Origin of the sequence: Bradyrhizobium sp. CCBAU 45384, from assembly GCF_028128665.1 — a bacterium.
Lineage (GTDB): Bacteria > Pseudomonadota > Alphaproteobacteria > Rhizobiales > Xanthobacteraceae > Bradyrhizobium > Bradyrhizobium manausense.
Genome location: NZ_LBIZ01000119.1, coordinates 1 through 17526, shown reverse-complemented (window position 1 = coordinate 17526; position 17526 = coordinate 1). Strand labels below are relative to the sequence as shown.

21 protein-coding genes, 1 tRNA gene and 1 pseudogene are annotated in these 17526 nt (G+C 62.8%); 9 read left to right on the top strand and 14 right to left on the bottom strand.

Annotated elements, in window-relative coordinates; all coding sequences use genetic code 11:
• Positions 1 to 34: 34 nt before the first annotated feature.
• The 6 genes from XH80_RS36575 to XH80_RS36550 all read right to left on the bottom strand — a co-directional run bounded on the left by XH80_RS36575 (position 35) and on the right by XH80_RS36550 (position 5456).
• A complete protein-coding gene (locus tag XH80_RS36575; RefSeq protein WP_271602814.1) occupies positions 35 to 1120 on the bottom strand; it encodes a 3-deoxy-7-phosphoheptulonate synthase in 1086 nt (361 codons plus the stop codon).
• Positions 1121 to 1353: 233 nt separating this feature from the next.
• A complete protein-coding gene (locus XH80_RS36570) occupies positions 1354 to 1932 on the bottom strand; it encodes an HdeD family acid-resistance protein (RefSeq protein ID WP_271602813.1) in 579 nt (192 codons plus the stop codon).
• Between the two features lie 69 nt (positions 1933 to 2001).
• Entirely contained in the window at positions 2002 to 3042 is a 1041-nt protein-coding gene (locus XH80_RS36565) for a PrsW family glutamic-type intramembrane protease (protein ID WP_271602812.1), read from the bottom strand.
• A gap of 554 nt (positions 3043 to 3596) precedes the next feature.
• On the bottom strand, positions 3597 to 3854 hold the full coding sequence (locus tag XH80_RS36560; RefSeq protein WP_271602811.1) for a hypothetical protein: 258 nt from the start codon (positions 3852 to 3854) through the stop codon (positions 3597 to 3599).
• Between the two features lie 173 nt (positions 3855 to 4027).
• Positions 4028 to 4654 carry a PilZ domain-containing protein gene (locus XH80_RS36555; RefSeq protein WP_271602810.1) on the bottom strand — a complete coding sequence of 209 codons (627 nt, stop codon included), beginning with the start codon at positions 4652 to 4654 and terminating at the stop codon, positions 4028 to 4030.
• A gap of 136 nt (positions 4655 to 4790) precedes the next feature.
• Entirely contained in the window at positions 4791 to 5456 is a 666-nt protein-coding gene (locus tag XH80_RS36550) for a hypothetical protein (protein WP_271602809.1), read from the bottom strand.
• Between the two features lie 319 nt (positions 5457 to 5775).
• On the opposite strand from XH80_RS36550, the gene XH80_RS36545 reads away from it, so the two are divergent.
• Entirely contained in the window at positions 5776 to 7221 is a 1446-nt protein-coding gene (locus tag XH80_RS36545; RefSeq protein ID WP_271602808.1) for a glycosyltransferase, read from the top strand.
• Between the two features lie 15 nt (positions 7222 to 7236).
• Here the strand turns inward: XH80_RS36545 and XH80_RS36540 are convergent.
• Positions 7237 to 7311, bottom strand: a tRNA-Glu gene (locus tag XH80_RS36540).
• A 227-nt stretch (positions 7312 to 7538) separates the two neighbouring features.
• Between XH80_RS36540 and XH80_RS36535 the strand changes: the two genes are divergently transcribed.
• From XH80_RS36535 to XH80_RS36525, 3 genes are read left to right on the top strand one after another with little or no spacing between them, the layout of a single operon-like run.
• Positions 7539 to 7793, top strand: coding sequence for a PilZ domain-containing protein (locus XH80_RS36535; RefSeq protein ID WP_057754690.1), 255 nt, complete (start codon positions 7539 to 7541; stop codon positions 7791 to 7793).
• A gap of 58 nt (positions 7794 to 7851) precedes the next feature.
• The gene (locus XH80_RS36530) at positions 7852 to 8082 is read left to right on the top strand and encodes a porin (RefSeq protein ID WP_271602807.1); all 231 of its coding nucleotides are present in this window, start codon (positions 7852 to 7854) and stop codon (positions 8080 to 8082) included.
• A gap of 6 nt (positions 8083 to 8088) precedes the next feature.
• Entirely contained in the window at positions 8089 to 8256 is a 168-nt protein-coding gene (locus tag XH80_RS36525; protein ID WP_271602806.1) for a hypothetical protein, read from the top strand.
• 117 nt (positions 8257 to 8373) lie between these two features.
• Here the strand turns inward: XH80_RS36525 and XH80_RS36520 are convergent, their stop codons facing one another.
• From XH80_RS36520 to XH80_RS36510, 3 genes are all read right to left on the bottom strand, one after another.
• Positions 8374 to 9012, bottom strand: a complete 639-nt coding sequence (locus XH80_RS36520) for a glutathione S-transferase family protein (protein ID WP_271602805.1) — start codon at positions 9010 to 9012, stop codon at positions 8374 to 8376.
• 376 nt (positions 9013 to 9388) lie between these two features.
• Positions 9389 to 9841 (bottom strand): VOC family protein, encoded by a 453-nt coding sequence (locus tag XH80_RS36515; RefSeq protein WP_057754696.1) that lies wholly within the window; start codon positions 9839 to 9841, stop codon positions 9389 to 9391.
• A 348-nt stretch (positions 9842 to 10189) separates the two neighbouring features.
• A complete protein-coding gene (locus XH80_RS36510) occupies positions 10190 to 10702 on the bottom strand; it encodes a hypothetical protein (RefSeq protein WP_271602804.1) in 513 nt (170 codons plus the stop codon).
• Positions 10703 to 10907: 205 nt separating this feature from the next.
• Between XH80_RS36510 and XH80_RS36505 the strand changes: the two genes are divergently transcribed.
• The gene (locus XH80_RS36505) at positions 10908 to 11708 is read left to right on the top strand and encodes a hypothetical protein (RefSeq protein WP_271602803.1); all 801 of its coding nucleotides are present in this window, start codon (positions 10908 to 10910) and stop codon (positions 11706 to 11708) included.
• A 160-nt stretch (positions 11709 to 11868) separates the two neighbouring features.
• On the opposite strand, the gene XH80_RS44165 is transcribed toward XH80_RS36505, so the two are convergent.
• Both XH80_RS44165 and XH80_RS44160 read right to left on the bottom strand, forming a co-directional pair.
• Positions 11869 to 12285 carry a tannase/feruloyl esterase family alpha/beta hydrolase gene (locus XH80_RS44165; protein ID WP_442869202.1) on the bottom strand — a complete coding sequence of 139 codons (417 nt, stop codon included), beginning with the start codon at positions 12283 to 12285 and terminating at the stop codon, positions 11869 to 11871.
• 120 nt (positions 12286 to 12405) lie between these two features.
• Positions 12406 to 13422 (bottom strand): annotated as a pseudogene (locus tag XH80_RS44160) (tannase/feruloyl esterase family alpha/beta hydrolase); the annotation flags it as partial.
• Positions 13423 to 13749: 327 nt separating this feature from the next.
• Here XH80_RS44160 and XH80_RS36495 point away from each other — a divergent pair.
• Both XH80_RS36495 and XH80_RS43785 read left to right on the top strand, forming a co-directional pair.
• Entirely contained in the window at positions 13750 to 14457 is a 708-nt protein-coding gene (locus tag XH80_RS36495; protein WP_333968935.1) for an alpha/beta fold hydrolase, read from the top strand.
• Complete coding sequence (locus tag XH80_RS43785) at positions 14454 to 14627, top strand: alpha/beta hydrolase (protein ID WP_333968913.1); 174 nt, start codon at positions 14454 to 14456, stop codon at positions 14625 to 14627. The genes XH80_RS36495 and XH80_RS43785 overlap by 4 nt, the downstream gene beginning before the upstream one ends.
• A 93-nt stretch (positions 14628 to 14720) precedes the next feature.
• On the opposite strand, the gene XH80_RS36490 is transcribed toward XH80_RS43785, so the two are convergent.
• The gene (locus XH80_RS36490) at positions 14721 to 15224 is read right to left on the bottom strand and encodes a hypothetical protein (protein ID WP_271602801.1); all 504 of its coding nucleotides are present in this window, start codon (positions 15222 to 15224) and stop codon (positions 14721 to 14723) included.
• Positions 15225 to 15351: 127 nt separating this feature from the next.
• Entirely contained in the window at positions 15352 to 15753 is a 402-nt protein-coding gene (locus tag XH80_RS36485) for a Spy/CpxP family protein refolding chaperone (protein ID WP_271602800.1), read from the bottom strand.
• Between the two features lie 213 nt (positions 15754 to 15966).
• Between XH80_RS36485 and XH80_RS36480 the strand changes: the two genes are divergently transcribed.
• Positions 15967 to 16596, top strand: coding sequence for a hypothetical protein (locus tag XH80_RS36480; protein WP_271602799.1), 630 nt, complete (start codon positions 15967 to 15969; stop codon positions 16594 to 16596).
• Between the two features lie 365 nt (positions 16597 to 16961).
• Positions 16962 to 17297, top strand: a complete 336-nt coding sequence (locus XH80_RS36475) for a GYD domain-containing protein (RefSeq protein WP_057754711.1) — start codon at positions 16962 to 16964, stop codon at positions 17295 to 17297.
• Positions 17298 to 17526 lie beyond the last annotated feature (229 nt).

Genomic DNA, 17526 nt, shown 5'->3' with positions numbered 1-17526 from the left:
CGAGCAGCGTCGCCCCGCCCGCGTTTGTCCCTGATTACGCGGAGCGCTCGTGCAGTCCGGCGCGAGCAGTGTTGCGGCGGATTTCGACCGCATCAGCGAGCTGCTCGAGCACGGTGGCCGTTGTCGCCCAATCAATGCATCCGTCGGTAATGCTCTGGCCGTACACGAGCGGCTTGCCCGGTACCACATCCTGACGGCCCGCGACGAGATTGCTCTCGATCATCACGCCCATGATGCGATTCTCGCCGCCCGAGATTTGGCCCGCGATGTCGGCCATGACCAGCGGCTGGTTTTCCGGCTTCTTGTTCGAATTGGCGTGGCTGGCATCCACCATCACCAGCGGCGCGACGCCTGATTTTGAAAGTTCGTTGCACGCTGCCGCAACGCCTGCCGCGTCGTAGTTCGGCTTGGCGCCGCCGCGCAGGATGATGTGGCAGTCCTCGTTGCCCGCGGTCGAGGCGATCGCCGAACGGCCAAGCTTCGTCACCGCCATGAAGTGATGCGGATGCGAGGCCGACTTCACCGCGTCCGCCGCGATGCGCACGTTGCCATCGGTACCGTTCTTGAACCCAACCGGGCAGGACAGACCCGAGGCCAGCTCGCGATGGATCTGGCTTTCGGTCGTGCGCGCGCCAATCGCAGCCCAGGAGACGAGGTCGGCGATGTATTGCGGCGTCGTCATGTCCAAAAATTCCGTGCCGGCGGGGAGGCCGAGATTGTTGACGGCCGAGAGCACGTTGCGCGCGAGGCGCAGGCCCTTGTTGATGTCGAAGCTGCCGTCGAGATCGGGGTCGTTGATCAGGCCCTTCCAGCCGACTGTCGTCCGCGGCTTCTCGAAATAGACCCGCATCACGATCTCGAGCTGGTCGGCGAGGTCTTCGCGCAGCTTAGCGAGGCGCTCGGCGTAGTCGAGCGCCGCCTTGGGATCGTGCACCGAGCAGGGACCGACGACGACCAGCAGCCGGTCGTCCTGGCCGCCCAGGATGGCGTGGATGGCGTTGCGCGCCGCCATGACCACACGCGTGGCTGTGAGGGTGCGCGGGACCTCCCGCATCACGTCCTCGGGCGTGCTCAGCTCTTTCAGTTCGCGGATACGAAGATCGTCGGTCGTGCTCAGCACGGCGGGCTCCTGTCTGTTTCGAGAACCTGCCGGCCAATAAAAAAGCCGCCAGGTCTGGCGGCTGTTCGGACTTTGGCTTCAATACCTTAGATTGAGCGCGATCCTCCTGCCGCCAGCAAGCTGTCGTAGCTAAAGTACCAAAAATAGCTGGTGGCGACGGTGATCATGGCCGGTCATATAGCGCGCCGCCAGCGAGTTGTCACCCCCCAATCGGCGCACATGGGCCAGGTGCCTCAGCTGCTGCTCTTGCGCGCCGCCAGCGCCATGCCGATCAGGGTGGCGCCGCCGAACAAAAGATTGATGCCGACCAGCACGCCGATGGCCCATTCTGCCGAGCTAGGCAGTCCCGTGATCACCATGAACGCGATCGCGATGTCGACCAGGCCCGAGATCAGCAGCCACGACCAGCGCCCGCTCAGCTCGCGGCGGTGCTCCAGGGCGTACATGATGGTGGTGACGCCCTCGGCGAGGAAATAGGCGCCGAGCACGATGGTCAGCGTCAGCACGGCCTGCATCGGGCGCGCCAGCAGTAACATGCCGGCAAGTACGGCGAGTGCCGCAGAGATCAGCGACCACCAGAAGCCCGGCGTGGCGCGCGCCCAATAGGTCGCGATCAATCCGCCGATGCCGCTGATCAGGAACATCCAGCCGAGGAAGATCGTGACGGCGAGGCTCGCGAGCGGTGGCAGGATCAGCGCGGCAATGCCGAGGACGGCGAGCAAAATGCCTTCGAACAGAAAGGCCTTCCAATGCGCCTTGACCGCCTTGCTCATCGCAGATTGCAGCCGTGAAAATTTCTCAGGCGACGTCATCGGCAAGCTCCAGATCGAAAGATGTAGGTTCAATCTAGGACGCACACACGACGCTTGCCATGCGATGGATCAACCGCCGCCGTGCGCTGACGAAAAACCTTCGCCAGTTGTGCGGATGCGGTTGCGGCCGAGCACGTAGATCGCGGTCGTAACGACCAACAGCGCAAGGCCGAGCAGAATCGAGACGAAGCCGATCGGGATCAGTGCCAGCGTCAAATTGCGGTCGGGGTTGATGAGCCAGTGGTGGATCGAGGTCAGCACGAAGGCGAGGCCGAGGAAGCCGACGCCGCCGCCCGCCAGCCACAGCGCCCACATCCGGCGCAGCTGGCTGAGACGTTCCCGCGCGATATCGGTGCGGGGCGCGTGATGGCGTGCGACGCGGCGCACCAGACGCATGGCGAAGGCAATCGAGCTGAAGCCGATCAGCAGGCTCGCGCCGCCGAGCCACATTCGCAAGGTAGGATCGAGGTCCGGCATGCGTTGGAGCGTGAGCAGCGGGAAGTCGAAGGCCGAATGCAGTGCCAGCGGGCCGGCGAAGATCAGCAGGCGGCTGGAGAGGCGGGCCCAGTCGCGGTGATGGCGGTTCGCGCCCAGTGCCGTGCCTGCACGCGCGATCGTCAGATAAGCGCCAGCGATGATGCCGAGTGCGCCATGGAACGGGACGGTGAGCACGCTGCGCAGCGCCGCCAGCGATCGCCACATCTCGGCGTGCTGGACCAGATAAGCGAGGTTTTCGTACGCCGCGAAGCCGAGGCCGACAGCGGCGCCGTAGACTACGGTATCCATGGGATTGGCGAAGGTCCGCCGCTTGGTCGAGGAGACCAGCACGATCGCGATCACCTTCACCGCCTCCTCGGGCAGCGCGACGCCGAAGACCGAATGCATCGCAAGCTCCGCCCAGGGATTTTCGGGCGCGGCGACCATCTTGGCGAACGGGGCCCGGGCGAGGCCGAGAAGCGAAATGCTGGCTGCGCCGAGCAGGAACGCCGTCCAGACCTGGGCTGGCGGTCCAGGACGTTCCTCGGCCGCGATCACAAGCCACAGCATCAGCAGTGCCGGGGCGATGGCGGCCGTTCCGATGACGGTGGGTAACGCTTCAATCAGGTACATCGGCGTCGAAAATAGGTTCCCTTGGCCGGCTTATCCACTCGCGGCAGTTGCGACCATCTGTCATGCACTGGCTGTCGCGTCGCTTAACAAGCGCGACAGCTGGCATTCATCAGGACCCCTACGTGTTGGAATACCAGCGCGATCAACTGCATGACACGACCGCCCTGGCGTCCTTGGTGACCGTTCCCCGGTTGTTGTTGGACCGGAATTGCCAAGGTGGATCAAGGTGGTGCGCCAGTTTCTTCACGATGCACGTCTGCGGGCTTCGAGTCCAGAGGCGAGCGTGAAGTCTCGCCCGGACAGCGCGAGTCCCTAGTCGCGCTTGGTTACACGTTGGCGCGGCGGTGACGCAATTCGGCGGGCTCGGATCTGCTCCAACTCCCAAAGGGCGCGTACGAGGCACGTGCCGAGACAGGAGACGAGAAGGAACAGCAGGAAGGCCTGGTCGACGGCTGGGATCTGCATCATGGCAAATATTAAGCAATGCGCATGCCATGCGTTCCCGTTCTCGCCTGCGCTGAGCGCATAGACGACCACGCCGCCGCTTGCGGCGCTCAATGCGTGGTGAGCGGCGATGGGGCGTCGGGCGCGACGTCGAAGGCGCCTAGATGGAATTCCCCGGCGATGGTCTGGTCCAACTCGGAAGCGTTTGCAAGCAGCGTGAATGCGGCTTGCGGGTATTGCTTCCAGATATCCAGATCGCCGGCCGTGATCGTCAGCCAGCCGAATGTGTACATGTAGCGTCCAGGCTCGGTCACCCGCCCGACCCGGTCCCAAGTGATCTTGTCAACTGTGATCCTGTCGACTGCCATCCGGTCCCCCGACCGCAAGTCTGCAACTGACGGTCCGGCGCGCCGGACCCTCGAAGGCTGATCCTGCATTGGGGCCGGGATAGGGCAGCGATGCTTGGGCAAGTCTCTTGGGCAAGTCGCTTGGGCAAGTCGGTTGGGCAAGTCGGTTGACCGCAGGAGGCTGAGCTTCGGCGTCAAGCCGGCGGCGGCGCGGCCTGGCGCACGAGCAAGCGGACGAGGTTGTCGCGCTGCTGCTTCTCGGCGAACTTCACCGCGAAGCCATTGTCGAACTTTCGGATGACGCGCCCGACGCAGGCGCCGACTGCAAGCGGGGTACCTAGCGTCGGGTCATATTCGCAGGAGATGGCGACGCCGGCGGTGGAGACGTCGATGATGAAGCAGGAATGACCGCTGCCGTCGGCCAGCGTCAGAGTGGTGTGGGAGGCCTGCGGAACGAAGCGGGCCTCGCGCCGCAGCTCCTGGATGCTCTCATCCCTCTGCTTTTTCTCGAGCCAGGTCAGCTTTTCCGACATCCAGGCGCGACGCGCCCGCGTCATCTCGAGCTCCATCAGGAAGCCCGACTTGAGCGTTGCGCTGATGGTGCCCTGGAATTCGCCGAAATCCTGGAAGTAGGAGGTCACGCGCTCGCCGATCTTGCCGACGACCGGCACGTCCACGATCATGCGGAACGGCGAGACACGCTTGGTGCGGCAGGCGAAGTTTCGCAACTTGCCCTCGCAATCATACCAGCGCGGCAGCGAATAGCTGCCGTCCACCGTCACTTCCACTGCACGCTGCCTGAGGAACTCTGCGACGGACATGGGCGCCCAAATTGTGTTTCGGATTGTTTCCGTACTTCCACGGTAGCAATCGAATTCTAAGCAAATGATACCGGAGCTCAGGAGTAGGGGTAAATTTCCGGTAAACGGGCGGCCTCGCCCGGACCGGACCAGGTCTTCAAACGGCGCCGAGCAGCACCACCAGCAGCAGCGCACCGATGGCGATCACGAATTTGATGGTCGTAACAGTCAGGCCGTCGAGCCCGACCTCCCATCCGAACCGCAGCCGAGCACGTCGCATCGCAAGCGATCCGAGGGCTTCGACCACGGAGAGCGCAAGGGCGATGCCGGCGATGTTGGCCCACGACTGCGACGGCGGCAGGAGCGGCGCAAGCCAGACCGGGGCGGAAGTTCGCAAGCACGCGAGCAGGGCGATCCATCCGAACCACGACGCGAACGCTTTGATGAGGTCGGGCCCGACCGTATCGGGCTCGAACCGGACGCCGACCGCCGCGAAGGCGCCTTCGATGCGCGCATCGTCGGCCAAGAACAGAAACGCGCCGAGATAGAGGGGAATGCGCGACATGCACAGAATGGCGATCGCGCCGAACAGGACGATATAGCCGAACAGATCGCCGAGGATGTCCAGGCCACTCTTTCGTGCCGGCACCGGTGCGACAGCGGGCTGATGCTGGGGCACCGATCTGGCGCGCGCCATGTGCTCCAGCATCTTGGCGCGCCGGTCGGGCGAATAGGACGTCGCACGATGCATCCAAGTGGGAGGCGCGCTCGTCGCCGACGGGACGCCCGACTGGTCGTTCTTGGTGGATTTGCGCTGCTCCATGGGCCGAACCGATCTTGCCGTCCGTGACGCCATCGCGGCGGGCGGGGCGGTTTCCTTCCGACGTTGGTCGGAGGTGAGGGGCGGGGAGGTTCAAGCCTGGATGGCGGATTTTCACGGGCCCGAGGCCCGATCTCGCGTCATTGCTCGCCGACCATCTTCCTGTTGATCTCGTCTCCCAGTTGCGCTTGTGTACGGCGAGGTCTGGGGGGACCATGTTGATGGCTATTTTCATGGCTGCGTCGTCTTGCGCAGCCGCGTTTGGTTTCGCGATTGGTTTCAGTTCGAGCGGGCTCAACCAGGCCTGTGGCTTGCATTGGACATGACCGTGATGTCCGGCTGCCTGTCGCCGCGGAAAGCGGGCATTCTCGATCACGCTGAGCGCATCGCTACGGATCGCGTGGCATGGCGGGAAAAGAATAGCTTTTTCCACCACGAGGATGAGCGCTATCTCCAGTTTCTGATCCCCGCAAGGAGTCGCGTGCTCGACATCGGCTGCGGCGTCGGTGATACGCTTGCGAGCCTCGCGCCGTCATATGGCGTTGGAATCGATTTCTGTCGCAAGCAAATTGCGATCGCGCGGCAGCGCCATCCTGATCTCATGTTCGTCGAGGGCGATGCCGAGGACCCGGTGACGCTCGAGGCGCTGCAGGGCCCGTTCGACTACATCCTCGTCCTCGATACGATCGGCTCGCTTGAGGATTGCCAGAAATTCATCGCCCACCTCCATCCGCTCTGCACCCGGGATACGCGGCTGGTGATCGGCTACTTCTCCCATCTCTGGTACCCGGTGCTCAAATTCGCCGAATTCGTCGGCCTGCGGATGCCGCATCCCGAGCAGAACGTGCTGTCGCCGCCTGATTTGCGCAGCCTTGCCAGGCTTGCGGATTTCGATCCGGTGAAGTCGGAGCAGCGGGTGCTCTTACCGGTCCGGATGTTCGGGCTCGGACGCTTTCTCAATCGTTTCGTCAGCGTGCTGCCGGGAATCCGCCAGTTGGCGTTGCGGCACTATCTGGTGGCGCGCTCCAGCCTCAAGGCGAGGGAAGAATTCGCCTCGGCTACCGTCGTCGTCCCGGCGCGCAACGAGCGCGGCAATATCGAGCCTGCGGTCCAACGCATTCCCGATTTTTGCAACGATATCGAGATCATCTTCGTCGAAGGCCACAGCCAGGACGGTACCTTCGAGGAGATGGAGCGGGTCAAACAGGCCTACCCGTCCAAGGACATCAAGGTGATGCGTCAGCCCGGCAAAGGCAAGGCCGACGCCGTCTTCACCGCCTTCGATGCAGCGCGCGGCGACGTGCTGGTGATCCTCGATGCCGACCTGACCATGCCGCCGGAGCAGATTCCGAAATTCGCCGAGGCGTTGCTGTCGGGCAAGGGCGAATTCATCAACGGATCGCGCCTGGTCTATCCCATGGATGATGGCGCGATGCGCTTCCTCAACCTGATCGCCAACAAGATCTTTTCCTATCTGTTCTCCTGGCTGCTCAATCAGCGCTACACGGACACGTTGTGCGGCACCAAGGTTCTGCGCCGCAGCGACTATCAGCGCCTGAAGGCCGGCAAGGCCTATTTCGGCGATTTCGATCCGTTCGGCGACTTCGACCTGATCTTCGGCGCCTCGAAGCTCAATCTGAAATCGGTGGATCTGCCGATCCGCTACGCCGCGCGCACCTATGGCGAGACCCAGATCTCGAGGTTTCGACATGGCTGGATGTTGCTGAAGATGGTGGCTTTCGCCTTCCTCAAGATCAAGGCGATCTAGGTCGGGCCGGCTGCGTGGCGCTCCCTAGCGGAATCGAACCGCTCTCTCCACCGTGAAAGGGTGGCGTCCTAACCGATAGACGAAGGGAGCAAACGCAAGGCCACGCCGCTGATGGCGACAGGCCCGCTGGCCGTCCGAGTCGTGCCCGGCGGCTTGCAGCGGGCGAACGTATAGTGGCCTTTGCGGCCGTGGGCAAGCCGTTCCGGCAGGCTCTTTGGCCGGCGGTGGATAGAAGGCCCGGGGCTGGTTCGGGCCGCGATTTCAACGGTTTCTTAGGGTTCCTTGCGCTAGCGCTGACGCGGGAGATATTTTTGCCGATGCCTCAGCCCAAGAAGCGCGCAGCCCGCAAGCTGCTGTCGCAGCACGCCTGGATCACGCTGGACGGCGGATTCGCGGCGCGGCATTGCCTGGTCCGGGACATCTCGCCCTCGGGCGCCAGGATCACGCTGGACGAGGATGCCAGCCAGCTTCCGGGCGTGATCCGGATGGCCTTTGCGCGGGACGCGCGGACCGGGCGCAGCTGCCAGGTGGTCTGGCGCCGCGGCAAGTCGGCCGGCGTCAGGTTCCTCTGAAACCACCGCTGCGGCGGTCCGGATGGCGCCAGGTAGCGCGCCACGCTACAAGGGCCGCATGCGTGCTCTCCTCATCCTCGTCTCGCTCGCGATGACCACCGCCGCCGGCGCCGAGACCCTGCGCCTGCCATCCACCGAGCCATCCGCCAAGACCCTGCCGCTCAAGGGCACAAGCGGGACAGCGAAGGCCAATGCCTGCGCCGCCTATGGCCAGGGCTTCACCATGGTGGAGGGCACCTGCGTGAAGATCGGCGGGGCGGTTCGCGTCGACACCACGGTCAGGCCCTAAAGCCCGATGTCACCGGATCTGGTGCGGCTCGATCTTCTGATGCCCGTGCTGATCTATTGCGCGCTGCTGTGGTGGGTCGGCCGCGGGCTGTCCTGGACTGCAAGGATAGCCACGGCGGTGGTGACGCTGGCGCTGATCGCCATCGTCGTGACGGTCGAGCGCGGCTGGCACTAGGCCCTTCAAACCAAAACGTGAAAACAACCCCATGCACAGTAGACGCCGGGCGCGGGGTGTTTTGCGCGCTTTCGGCAATTCGGCATGCGATGTCCGTCCCTTAAGCGCGCCCGCGGCTCATGACATCGGCGGGGCCACATGCTCGGCAAATCCGGGCCGCCTGGCGAGCCCGGCAAGCCACCGCGTCAGGTTCGGTTGCGCCGGACGGGTGATGCCCTCGACCCCGAGCCAGCGCCGCGCATAGGCACCGACGGCGATATCGGCGAGCGTGAAGGCGTCGCCCTCCATGTAGGGGCGGCTCGCCAGGAGCTGATCGGCGATCGCCCAGACCTCGGCGGCGGCATCGGCATCCTTCTGCACCTGGATCATGTCGCGCTCGGCAGGCGGCGTGCGCACGATGCCCCAGAACACCGGGCGGTCGACCGGCTGCACCATCGACAGCGTCCAGTCGAGCCAGCGGTCGACGCCGGCGCGCAGCTTTGGCGCTTCCGGATAGATGGGCGTGCCGCGCCCATGCGCCATGCAGAGATAGCGCATGATCGAATTGGATTCCCACAGCGCGAAGTCGCCCTCGACCAGCGTCGGCACCCGCGCGTTGGGGTTCATGGCGAGATAGGCGGGCTCGCGGGTCTTGCCGTAGGCCATGCCGGCATCGATGCGCTGATAGGGCAGCGCGAGCTCCGTCAGGCACCACAGCACCTTCTGCACGTTGACCGAATTGGCGCGGCCCCAGATCGTCAGCTGTGTGTCCGGCATCGAGCGTCTCCCGCAAGTTTATTTATCGCGGGTGATAGCCGAATTCGCCGCACGCAGCGACGCCGATTGCCGCGCGCCCCTCATGCAAAAAGCTCCGCCCAGGCGAGCGGAGCTTTCACTGCGGCGGTGCCGAATGCGACATCAGCAAGATGCGTTTGCGCCGGAGCGACAAACGCAAACGCGTTGCGCTGGAGCGACAAACGCTAAGCGCGTTTGCGCCGATATCAATGGCCGAAGAACAGCCACAACAGAATGATCACCGGGATCGGCACACCCAGCAGCCACAGCAAAATTCCGCGTCCCATCGCGTTCTCCTCCATCAGCATTATCGGAGGGCCAACGCCGGCCGCGAGCGCTTGTTCCTGCTGATAGCCGCCTACCAGTGCCCGGTGTTCGGCATTGAAACCCAGGGCTCGGCGGGCGCCTTCGGCTCGCCCTTCTGCAGCAGCTCGATCGAGTGCAGATCGGGCGAGCGGACGAAGGCCATGTTGCCGTCGCGCGGCGGCCGGTTGATGGTGACGCCGGCCTTCTGCAGCTTCTCGCAGGTGGCGTAGATGTCGTCGACCTCATAGGCGAGATGGCCGAAGAAGCGGTCCTCGCCATACTTCTCCTCGTCCCAATTGTAAGTGAGCTCGACCAGCGGCGCGCCGCGCGTCGGCGGCTGCTTTTTCAGTGCCTCGAGATCGTCAGGCGCGCACAGGAACACCAGCGTGAACCGCCCCTTCTCGTTGTCGATCCGCCGCACCTCCTTCAGCCCCAGCGCATCCTGGTAAAACTTCAGCGCGACATCGAGATTGCGCACGCGCAGCATGGTGTGGAGATAACGCATGGTTGTTGCTCCCTTTAGGTCGGAGGGTTTTGCTTTGGGCCGGAACGGCGAGGGAGAGATAGCAGGAAAGTGGGGGGAGGGGCAGGGGGCGGGGAACCTGAGGCAGGGTTGGGCCTGTCGGAAAATTGCGGTCAAACTGTTTGGTTGGATAGAGACTTCTTCTGCTGCAACGCCCATAGCGAGTGCTGGAGCAACAGACGGCGCGGTTGCTGAAGCCAGCCAAGCTTGATTGCAGTGCCACCGCTATCCGACGCTGACGATATTTTGAAGACCGGGAAAACTCGGCAAAGACGTTTGCGTTATGGGACCAATGGGAGACGCCTAAGAGGTGAGGAGATGAGCAATTTTTCAATTTTCACCATATTCAGTGCCGGTCTGTTCGTCCTGCTGATCCATGGTTTGGTCGCCTCCGACGTATCGCAAAGGGAAGATTTGGACACTGCTTCCTTGCGCAGAATTTGCGAAGCGGAAAACGTAACCGATGTCCAAATTCATGAATGCACAATCAGACACAGAATGCAGCACGCCGTCGAAGCACGATTGAATCGAAGAATTGCGGTGACAGTGCCCTAAATTGGGTATCCGCCGAGCACTATTCGAAAGCCGCTGCAAACGCGACGCCGGGGCACCATTCGAAAGCCGCTGCAAGGGTATACAGCCCGCAGGACGGGTTGAGCCCTTGCGAAACCCATCGCTCTTGTTGCGTGGTAGTGCCGCCCCATGACCGCGGACCTCCTCGGCTTTGTTTCGTGGGGAGGCTTCTTCACCGTCAATCGAGCCGAGCGGAAGCTGACGTTGCTGACGGGTTATCTCGGGTTTACGGAGAGCGGTAATCGAGAAGAGATGGGTTTCGCGGGGCACAACCCATCCTGCAAGCGCAATTCACAATGGCCGTTAGGCGGCCGCACGGCGACGACGTGTGGAGTTTAGTGCACTGTCACCGCAATGAAATGTGAGCCGGCTTCCCGGCACGTCCGATGAATGGAGCCGGCAACATACTGGTGACAGCGGTTCAATTGGTGCACAGTTGCTGCTATTCGCGATGCCGATGGAAGAATAGAGGCGAATGGAAGAACAACGGATTCTGCGCAGAGTTGAAACTTGGCCTGGTCGACGTCCGACACAGCTTGCCTTCGAGGCACGCGGCTACTCGCTCCACCGAGCGTGGCAAGAAAGGGTCGCAGGTTTCTGTGGCGAGGGCCAGAGCGATATTCTCAATCAATATTGGGATGACGTCGCTCTGGAAACGATGCAATCGCTGGGACGCGGCGATCCCGACACGCGGAAGTTCGTTATCCAGCCCCGGTATCGCTCGCGTCTTCTGGACGGGCTTTTCCTCGAGAGGATCGTCGAAGAGCCGTTTCGAGCTCCGCCACTGGTCCCATGCTTGTTCGAGCGCTACAAGAAAATCTACTTCGACGCGGCATTTCGAGAAGGTGAGACCGCCTTCTTCCGGAGGCTACATGAACGCGAAAGAGAGCGTTTGGGTATCAAGCCAACCAATTGGTCCGGCAGCAAGCGTGATTTTGTTCCTTTCGCGGATGAATTCTGTACCGCGCTTGGTTTCACCCGCCGCCGCAATCGATGGCTGAAGACGATCGCGGACTCTGATGGGGATGCTCTGATTTTTGAAGTTGGGGTCGATACCGGGGGGAATGCGTTTTGCATCGGGCCGCCGATCATCTTCAAGATCTACTGCGAGAACGATCCGAAATTCGCCTTTGAGATCACAAATTTGGAAACTCTCGATCGGTTGGTTCCTGGCGTCATCGAATACAAGCGGGTTTTCGAGAGCGACGATCTGTTGCTTGGCGGCAAGGCGCTTATCGAACTGTTTGACGTCATCGCGGAGTCGCTGAACGATTGAGAGCCTCACTACGGTGACAGTGCTCGACTGCACCCCCGAAGTGAGACACGAAAATTTCGGTGACAGCGGGGCAGAAAATTACGGTGCACTCAATTGCTTCCGCCGCCCACTATTCGAAGTCTCTGCAAGATGAATTGAATGCATAACCGCGCGCATCTCCCTACCTGCACTCAAAACTCGCCGCGCTCTCCGGGTCGCCTTGGCCCTTGTACTGCGCATGTTGCGGATAGGCGCAGAGCGGGCGGCTGCGGCCGGGGAAGGCGGGTCCGGTCGCGACCACCTGATCGGGCGCCTTGCCGTCTTCGACCCAGTTCACGACCGCGCTGAGCAGATCGAAACGATCGAGCGTTTCGCCGCTCGAGCAGTGACCCATGCCGGGCACCAGGAAGGCCCGGCTCGATGTCTCCCGCACCATCTCCATGCCGCCGGAATCCGCCGCCATGCGCTCGTAGTAATTCACGGTGTCGTTCGCCGAGAACCAGGGATCGCTCACACCGTGGTAAAACAGCAGCTTGCCGCCACGGCCGAAATAGCTCGAAAGGTTGGTCCAGTAGGCGGTGTTGGTGAGGCGATCCATCCCGCTCGCGTTGACCCGGTCCTCGAGTTGATCGACGTCGATGCTTTCCCAGACAGGCGGCCCGACCGGGCTGCGCGCGCCTGTCGCCAGGATGCCGGGAATGGCAACGCCTTCGGCGGCCACGCCGCTGTCCCACGGGAACGGCGGGTAGACCGGCGTGCCGCGTGAATTCTTCGGGCCGGCAAAAGCTTTCCTGATGGCATCGACCTGCGGCGGGGCCAGGCAGGAATCGGTCTTGTCGCCTTTGCAGGTGAGCACGGCGGGATCGAATTGACAGGCCTTGCCGTCGAAGATCAGGCCGTCCTTGACGCCATCCTTGGCGTCGCAGGCATCGAGGATCGCGTTGGTGACCAGCTTGCGCTCATCAGCGGAAAACGTCCTGGCGGGGTCCGGCTTGCCGGACGCATCTTTCGGCGCGATTTTGCTGAAAGCAGCGTTGGCCCAGGCGAGACCGATATTGGAGTTGCCGGTGCGCATCGCAGGCGCGCCGGCGACGATGCCGTCGAATTGTTCGGGATAGCGCGCCGAGGCCAGCATGCCTTCGCGGCCGCCGGTCGAGCACCCCGTGAAATAGGAACGTCTTGCGGGCTGGCCATAGTAATGCGCGACGATCGCCTTGGCGGCCATCGTCACCTTGCCGACGGATGCCGTGGCGAAGTTGAGCGCGGCTTCCTGGTCCTTCAGGAACGAGGCATCGAACACCGCGCCCTGATGACCGCTGTCGGTCGAGACGACGGCAAAGCCGCGCGCCAGCGCCGGCACCTCGCCGGCCGCCTGGTAACCCAGCGGCGGCCGGATCGAGCCGTTCAAACCGCCGCCGCCCTGAAACAAAAACCGGCCATTCCAGCGATCGGGCAGGGCGACGGCAAAGCCGATCGCGTAAGGTTTGCCCTCGACCCCCACGCGCTGATCGATCACGCCATCCGCGCGGCAGTTTTGCGGAAGCGCAACCGATATTGTGGCCGGCGCCGGCGGCGACGGCTGCACGGTGCCCGGCGGCGCCTCCGGCACCAGCTCGGCCTTGGTGACAGATGCCGTCGATCCCGGCAGCTTCCAGCTAGTCAAGTCAGCGCATTTGAGCGCAGGTGGGATGTTGGCTGAATCTTCGGCGCGTGCCGGCGAGATGGCAAGGACCATGATGGCTGCGACGAGAGCCGGGCAAGCCATGGCACTATCAGGCGCCAGATTTCTTTTTCGCTGCATCGTTTCTTCCCTGCCGTTTTCTATTTTATTGCGGTGCACGTCACTGACGCTGGCGGCGGACGATCCGATGCACCGACACTGCCATGATCGTGTCTCACTTCAGGGATGCAGTCCAGTCCAGCAGCATCACCGTCATTCCCCATGACCGATTGCAACCCGCAGGGCTGCGCTCCGCCCTCGAATCCTGGAACGCAACCTGCACCTATCTATTGATGGGAATGTTGTGGCTTCAGATGAGCGGGGGAGTCGACCTTGAAGACTGTGCGCACCGATATTCTCGAGATCGCCTATCTGGAGGAGGGCCCCGCTGGTGGTTGGCCCGTGGTGCTGTCGCATGGGTTTCCATACGACGTTCACGCCTACGATGACGTCGTCCCAAAACTTACTGAGGCGGGTGCCCGCGTCATTGTGCCTTATCTCAGGGGCTTCGGGCCGACGCGCTTCTTGTCGGCCGACCGCATGCGGAGCGGTCAGCAGGCGGCGCTCGCTGCCGACATCATCGGCCTGCTCGACGGTCTGGGACTGGATCGCGCGATTCTGGCGGGGTACGACTGGGGCGGCCTCGCCTCGTGCGTCGCTTCGGCGTTGTGGCCGGAGCGGGTTACGGGACTGGTCTCCTACGCCGGTTATGACGTCGCCGATGTCGAGCGCCAGCGGCACGCCTACGAGCCCTCGCTTGAACAAGTTGTCTGGTATCAGCACCTGTTCCAGCGCGAGCGCGGGCGCGAGTGTCTTGCGAACTACCGGCGCGAGCTTTGCCGGATTCTGTGGGCGCAATGGTCCCCGGGCTGGCAATTCGATGATGCGACGTTTGAGCGGACGGCCGCCTCATTCGACAACCCCGACTTTGTGGATGTTGTTTCATCCATTGCTATCGCTTCCATTTGGGAACGGAAGCGGGCGAGCCACACCTGGATCCGCTTGAAGCGCGGCTCGCGGATAAGCCCAAGATCAGCGTTCCCTGCGTGACACTCGACGGCACCCGCGACCCGCTGAAGCCGGGCGGAACGGCCAGCCATGCGCCGATGTTCAGCGGCCGCCACGAACATCGCGTCGTCGACTGCGGTCACAATTTGCCCTGGGAAGCACCTGAAGACTTTGCAGCGGCCGTTCTGACGGTACGAAGCTGGACCAGCTGAATGTGCAGGACGCTTCGCGCCGATTTTTTTGAATGTCGGCCGTTCGACGTCGCGGGGGCGGTATAGCCCGCCGCCCGCGCCCGATCGATTTCGTCAGTAGCTGTATCCGTAAGGATATTGGCCGGGACAGACGTAGTTGCCAGAGGCGTCGTAGTAACAGCCGCTGTTGTAGTTGTTGTAGTAGCCGTAAGCTCCTGCAGCGGCTGCTGCTCCCACAGCGGCGGCACCGTAGCCCCAGCCGGGGCGATAGTAGCCGCCACCATATCCGGGGTAGCCGGCGATTGGGCGGCCCGGACGGCCCGCGATCGGACGACCGGGATAGCCGGGGCGACCAGGCCGGCCCGCTATTGGATGCGACGGCCGAGGACCTCCGGCGACGCGGTAGCCGCGGCCACCATGGATGCGCCCGGCATGAACGGCACCGCCGCGGACGTGAGCTCCGCGCATGCCGCCGCCATGAAAGCCCCCGGCGCGCATGCCGCCACCACCACGGTACCCGCCACCGCCGCCACCTCGCCGGGCGAGCGCGTCATCGGGAACGAGACTGGCGGTCACGAGAATGAGTGCTGCCAAAGCAGTGAGGATGTATCGAAGCATGATCTACCTCCATGTGGATGGCTCTAATCGTCGTCGTCCTCGGCTTCGACGCTGTGCTCGATCACGTCGTGCATGCCCCGCACGACGACATAGGAAGCAAAAGACATTCTCCTCTTCTGATCATCACTCAATGTTTTGTAGAGCGGCTCCCAGGGGCATCGGCGAGCTTCTTGAGATCGGCTCCGCGCTGAATCAGCCGGTCCGCCCTGCGTTGCATGAGCTCGACCGGGTTGCCTTGGTGGAGGGGATCCGTGGCGTCGTCATGCAGTTCGGCGATCCGCTCCAGGCGAGCCTGCCGGTTCTTCGCTCTGTTGCGGATGGCTTCCTCGACGGCCGGCCACAGTTTTTCCTGCTCGGAGGTCAATTGCAACGCGGCCTTGACGATGCCGACACGCATGTCCGTCAGGCTTTTCAGGTCGGCGGCGCTCGGCTGCGCTACTCCCACCGTCGATAGCGTCTCGGCTGCGAAGGTGAGAGATGAAGTCGTCGCCAGCAGCGCGATCGCCGCAAAGCTTGCTTTGCTGCCCATGGCACACTCCTGAGCTTTGTATCCTGCGCCCCCGAGTAGAAGGACTGCGCGGGCGGGCGCTATGTTGACCTAAGTCAAAGGACAGGTGACCGGCCTATAGATGCGCTTCCGACGGTTCCCCGCAGCTGGATGAAGGGCAAAGGCTCCATCAAGACTTCGCAGTGAACGGTGGAAGCCAACTGAACCCTTGTCGAGCGAGCGCGACTAAGCTGCATGGTTCAGACAAAGACGCTCTTCCTGCTGCTTCTGCTTTTCGCGATTCCTGCGGATGTCTGCTTCGCGCAGACATCGCCGCCGCCACTCGACGAACATGCGCTCGAGCGCGTGCCGCCGACGGTCGCGAAGAGATTGGCGACCCGCTTTTCGCTGGGCGGATTCGCCGGCCGCTTCGAGGAGACGCCGCTCGGTGCTATCAGCGAAGCCGTGGGCGAGGGGACCATGCAACAGCAGGGCGACGCTGCAGGTAGCATCTACTGGCTGTGTTATCGGCGCGCGCAGCATCTGATATGGGTGATGTCCAGCGGAGAGATGGGCGGCGCGGACCATCGCGTCACGGAGATCGTCGAGGAGCTCGCCGAGAAAGACGCCAGCGCCTCGACCGATTGCGCCATCATCCCGGACAAGTTCTCGCCCGTCGTCTTCGACGGCAAGCTGCATTTGGGTATGTCGCGTCAGCAGGTCATCACGGCGCTGGGACCACCGTCGAAGTCGGAAGCTGCCCAGATGGTGTATTCTCACGCGGGAAAGCGCCCACACGGTTTCGATGAGACCGCATGGCTCATTCTCGGATTTCGTGAGGACAAGCTGGTGTCCATGCGCGGTGGCAAGACCACGACGAATTGAAGTGGCTGCTGGCGGCGTTCATGCTTCACCGCGTGATGTGAGCGAGCAACGCGCGCTGCCGCCATGATCCCCATCGGATACCCCGGCTTCTTCACCACCTTCGAAAAATGCGGTGACAGTGCACTTGCAAGAGCGCAACTCATCCGACGCGCTTGCAGCGGCTGCACGCGAAAGGCGTCTTTCACACCTGCTCCGGCTGATGTATCGTCAGGACGAGCCGCCAACGAGGTGTGCCGAAATCTCGTCGGTAACCGGCGGCCTTTGTGCCCACGGCGGGCAAGTACTCCATCATTGTTCGCAAGCCTACGCTCGTGACGACCAACTCGTCGCGGCCAGATTTTCATGAGTTCAGAAGGAATTCAGCCATGCATTTCTGTATCACAGGGCAATACACCCCGCGTTCTCTCAATGCGATCCTGGAAAACCCCACGACCAATCGCCAGGAAGCGGCAGCAAAGGTGATCGAAGCCGGCGGTGGCAAGCTGGTCTCGATGTACAGCGTTGCTGCCGACGGGCCCGGTGTTCTCGTGATCTTCGACGTGCCTGATCCGAGCATTGCACCGGCGATTTCGGGGCTGACCGTCGCCACAGGTGCGCTGCAGAACGTGAAGCTGACGCGCCTGTTCACCCAGGACGAGATCAAGCAGGTGCGGCAGAATGCGGTCAAGCTGCGCGCGTCCTACAAGCCGCCGGGCAGCTGATCTCTGTGAACCACCGCTGTCGCAGGGTGGGTTAGCCCTGCGACCGCAAAGCGCGGTTCGCACGGCGTGACCCACCATGCTTTTCGCAAATGCCAACCGAAGTTGGTGGGTTACGCTCAACGGACTGCGCTTCGCGCATCCGCTGAGCTAACTTTGGTGTTTCAGGAGGTTGTCCATCTGGTCTGAACCGAGGAAGCTGAGGTTGCGAAGCTTCAACGTTCCAAGGAAA

Coding starts and splice junctions, on each gene's coding strand:
- XH80_RS36570 (WP_271602813.1), bottom strand. CDS start 1,932: ATGACGTCGCCTGAGAAATTTTCACGGCTGCAATCTGCGATGAGCAAG.
- XH80_RS36565 (WP_271602812.1), bottom strand. CDS start 3,042: ATGTACCTGATTGAAGCGTTACCCACCGTCATCGGAACGGCCGCCATC.
- XH80_RS36560 (WP_271602811.1), bottom strand. CDS start 3,854: ATGGCAGTCGACAGGATCACAGTTGACAAGATCACTTGGGACCGGGTC.
- XH80_RS36555 (WP_271602810.1), bottom strand. CDS start 4,654: ATGTCCGTCGCAGAGTTCCTCAGGCAGCGTGCAGTGGAAGTGACGGTG.
- XH80_RS36550 (WP_271602809.1), bottom strand. CDS start 5,456: ATGGAGCAGCGCAAATCCACCAAGAACGACCAGTCGGGCGTCCCGTCG.
- XH80_RS36545 (WP_271602808.1), top strand. CDS start 5,776: ATGACCGTGATGTCCGGCTGCCTGTCGCCGCGGAAAGCGGGCATTCTC.
- XH80_RS36535 (WP_057754690.1), top strand. CDS start 7,539: ATGCCTCAGCCCAAGAAGCGCGCAGCCCGCAAGCTGCTGTCGCAGCAC.
- XH80_RS36530 (WP_271602807.1), top strand. CDS start 7,852: ATGCGTGCTCTCCTCATCCTCGTCTCGCTCGCGATGACCACCGCCGCC.
- XH80_RS36525 (WP_271602806.1), top strand. CDS start 8,089: ATGTCACCGGATCTGGTGCGGCTCGATCTTCTGATGCCCGTGCTGATC.
- XH80_RS36520 (WP_271602805.1), bottom strand. CDS start 9,012: ATGCCGGACACACAGCTGACGATCTGGGGCCGCGCCAATTCGGTCAAC.
- XH80_RS36515 (WP_057754696.1), bottom strand. CDS start 9,841: ATGCGTTATCTCCACACCATGCTGCGCGTGCGCAATCTCGATGTCGCG.
- XH80_RS36505 (WP_271602803.1), top strand. CDS start 10,908: ATGGAAGAACAACGGATTCTGCGCAGAGTTGAAACTTGGCCTGGTCGA.
- XH80_RS44165 (WP_442869202.1), bottom strand. CDS start 12,285: ATGGATCGCCTCACCAACACCGCCTACTGGACCAACCTTTCGAGCTAT.
- XH80_RS36490 (WP_271602801.1), bottom strand. CDS start 15,224: ATGCTTCGATACATCCTCACTGCTTTGGCAGCACTCATTCTCGTGACC.
- XH80_RS36485 (WP_271602800.1), bottom strand. CDS start 15,753: ATGGGCAGCAAAGCAAGCTTTGCGGCGATCGCGCTGCTGGCGACGACT.
- XH80_RS36480 (WP_271602799.1), top strand. CDS start 15,967: ATGGTTCAGACAAAGACGCTCTTCCTGCTGCTTCTGCTTTTCGCGATT.
- XH80_RS36475 (WP_057754711.1), top strand. CDS start 16,962: ATGCATTTCTGTATCACAGGGCAATACACCCCGCGTTCTCTCAATGCG.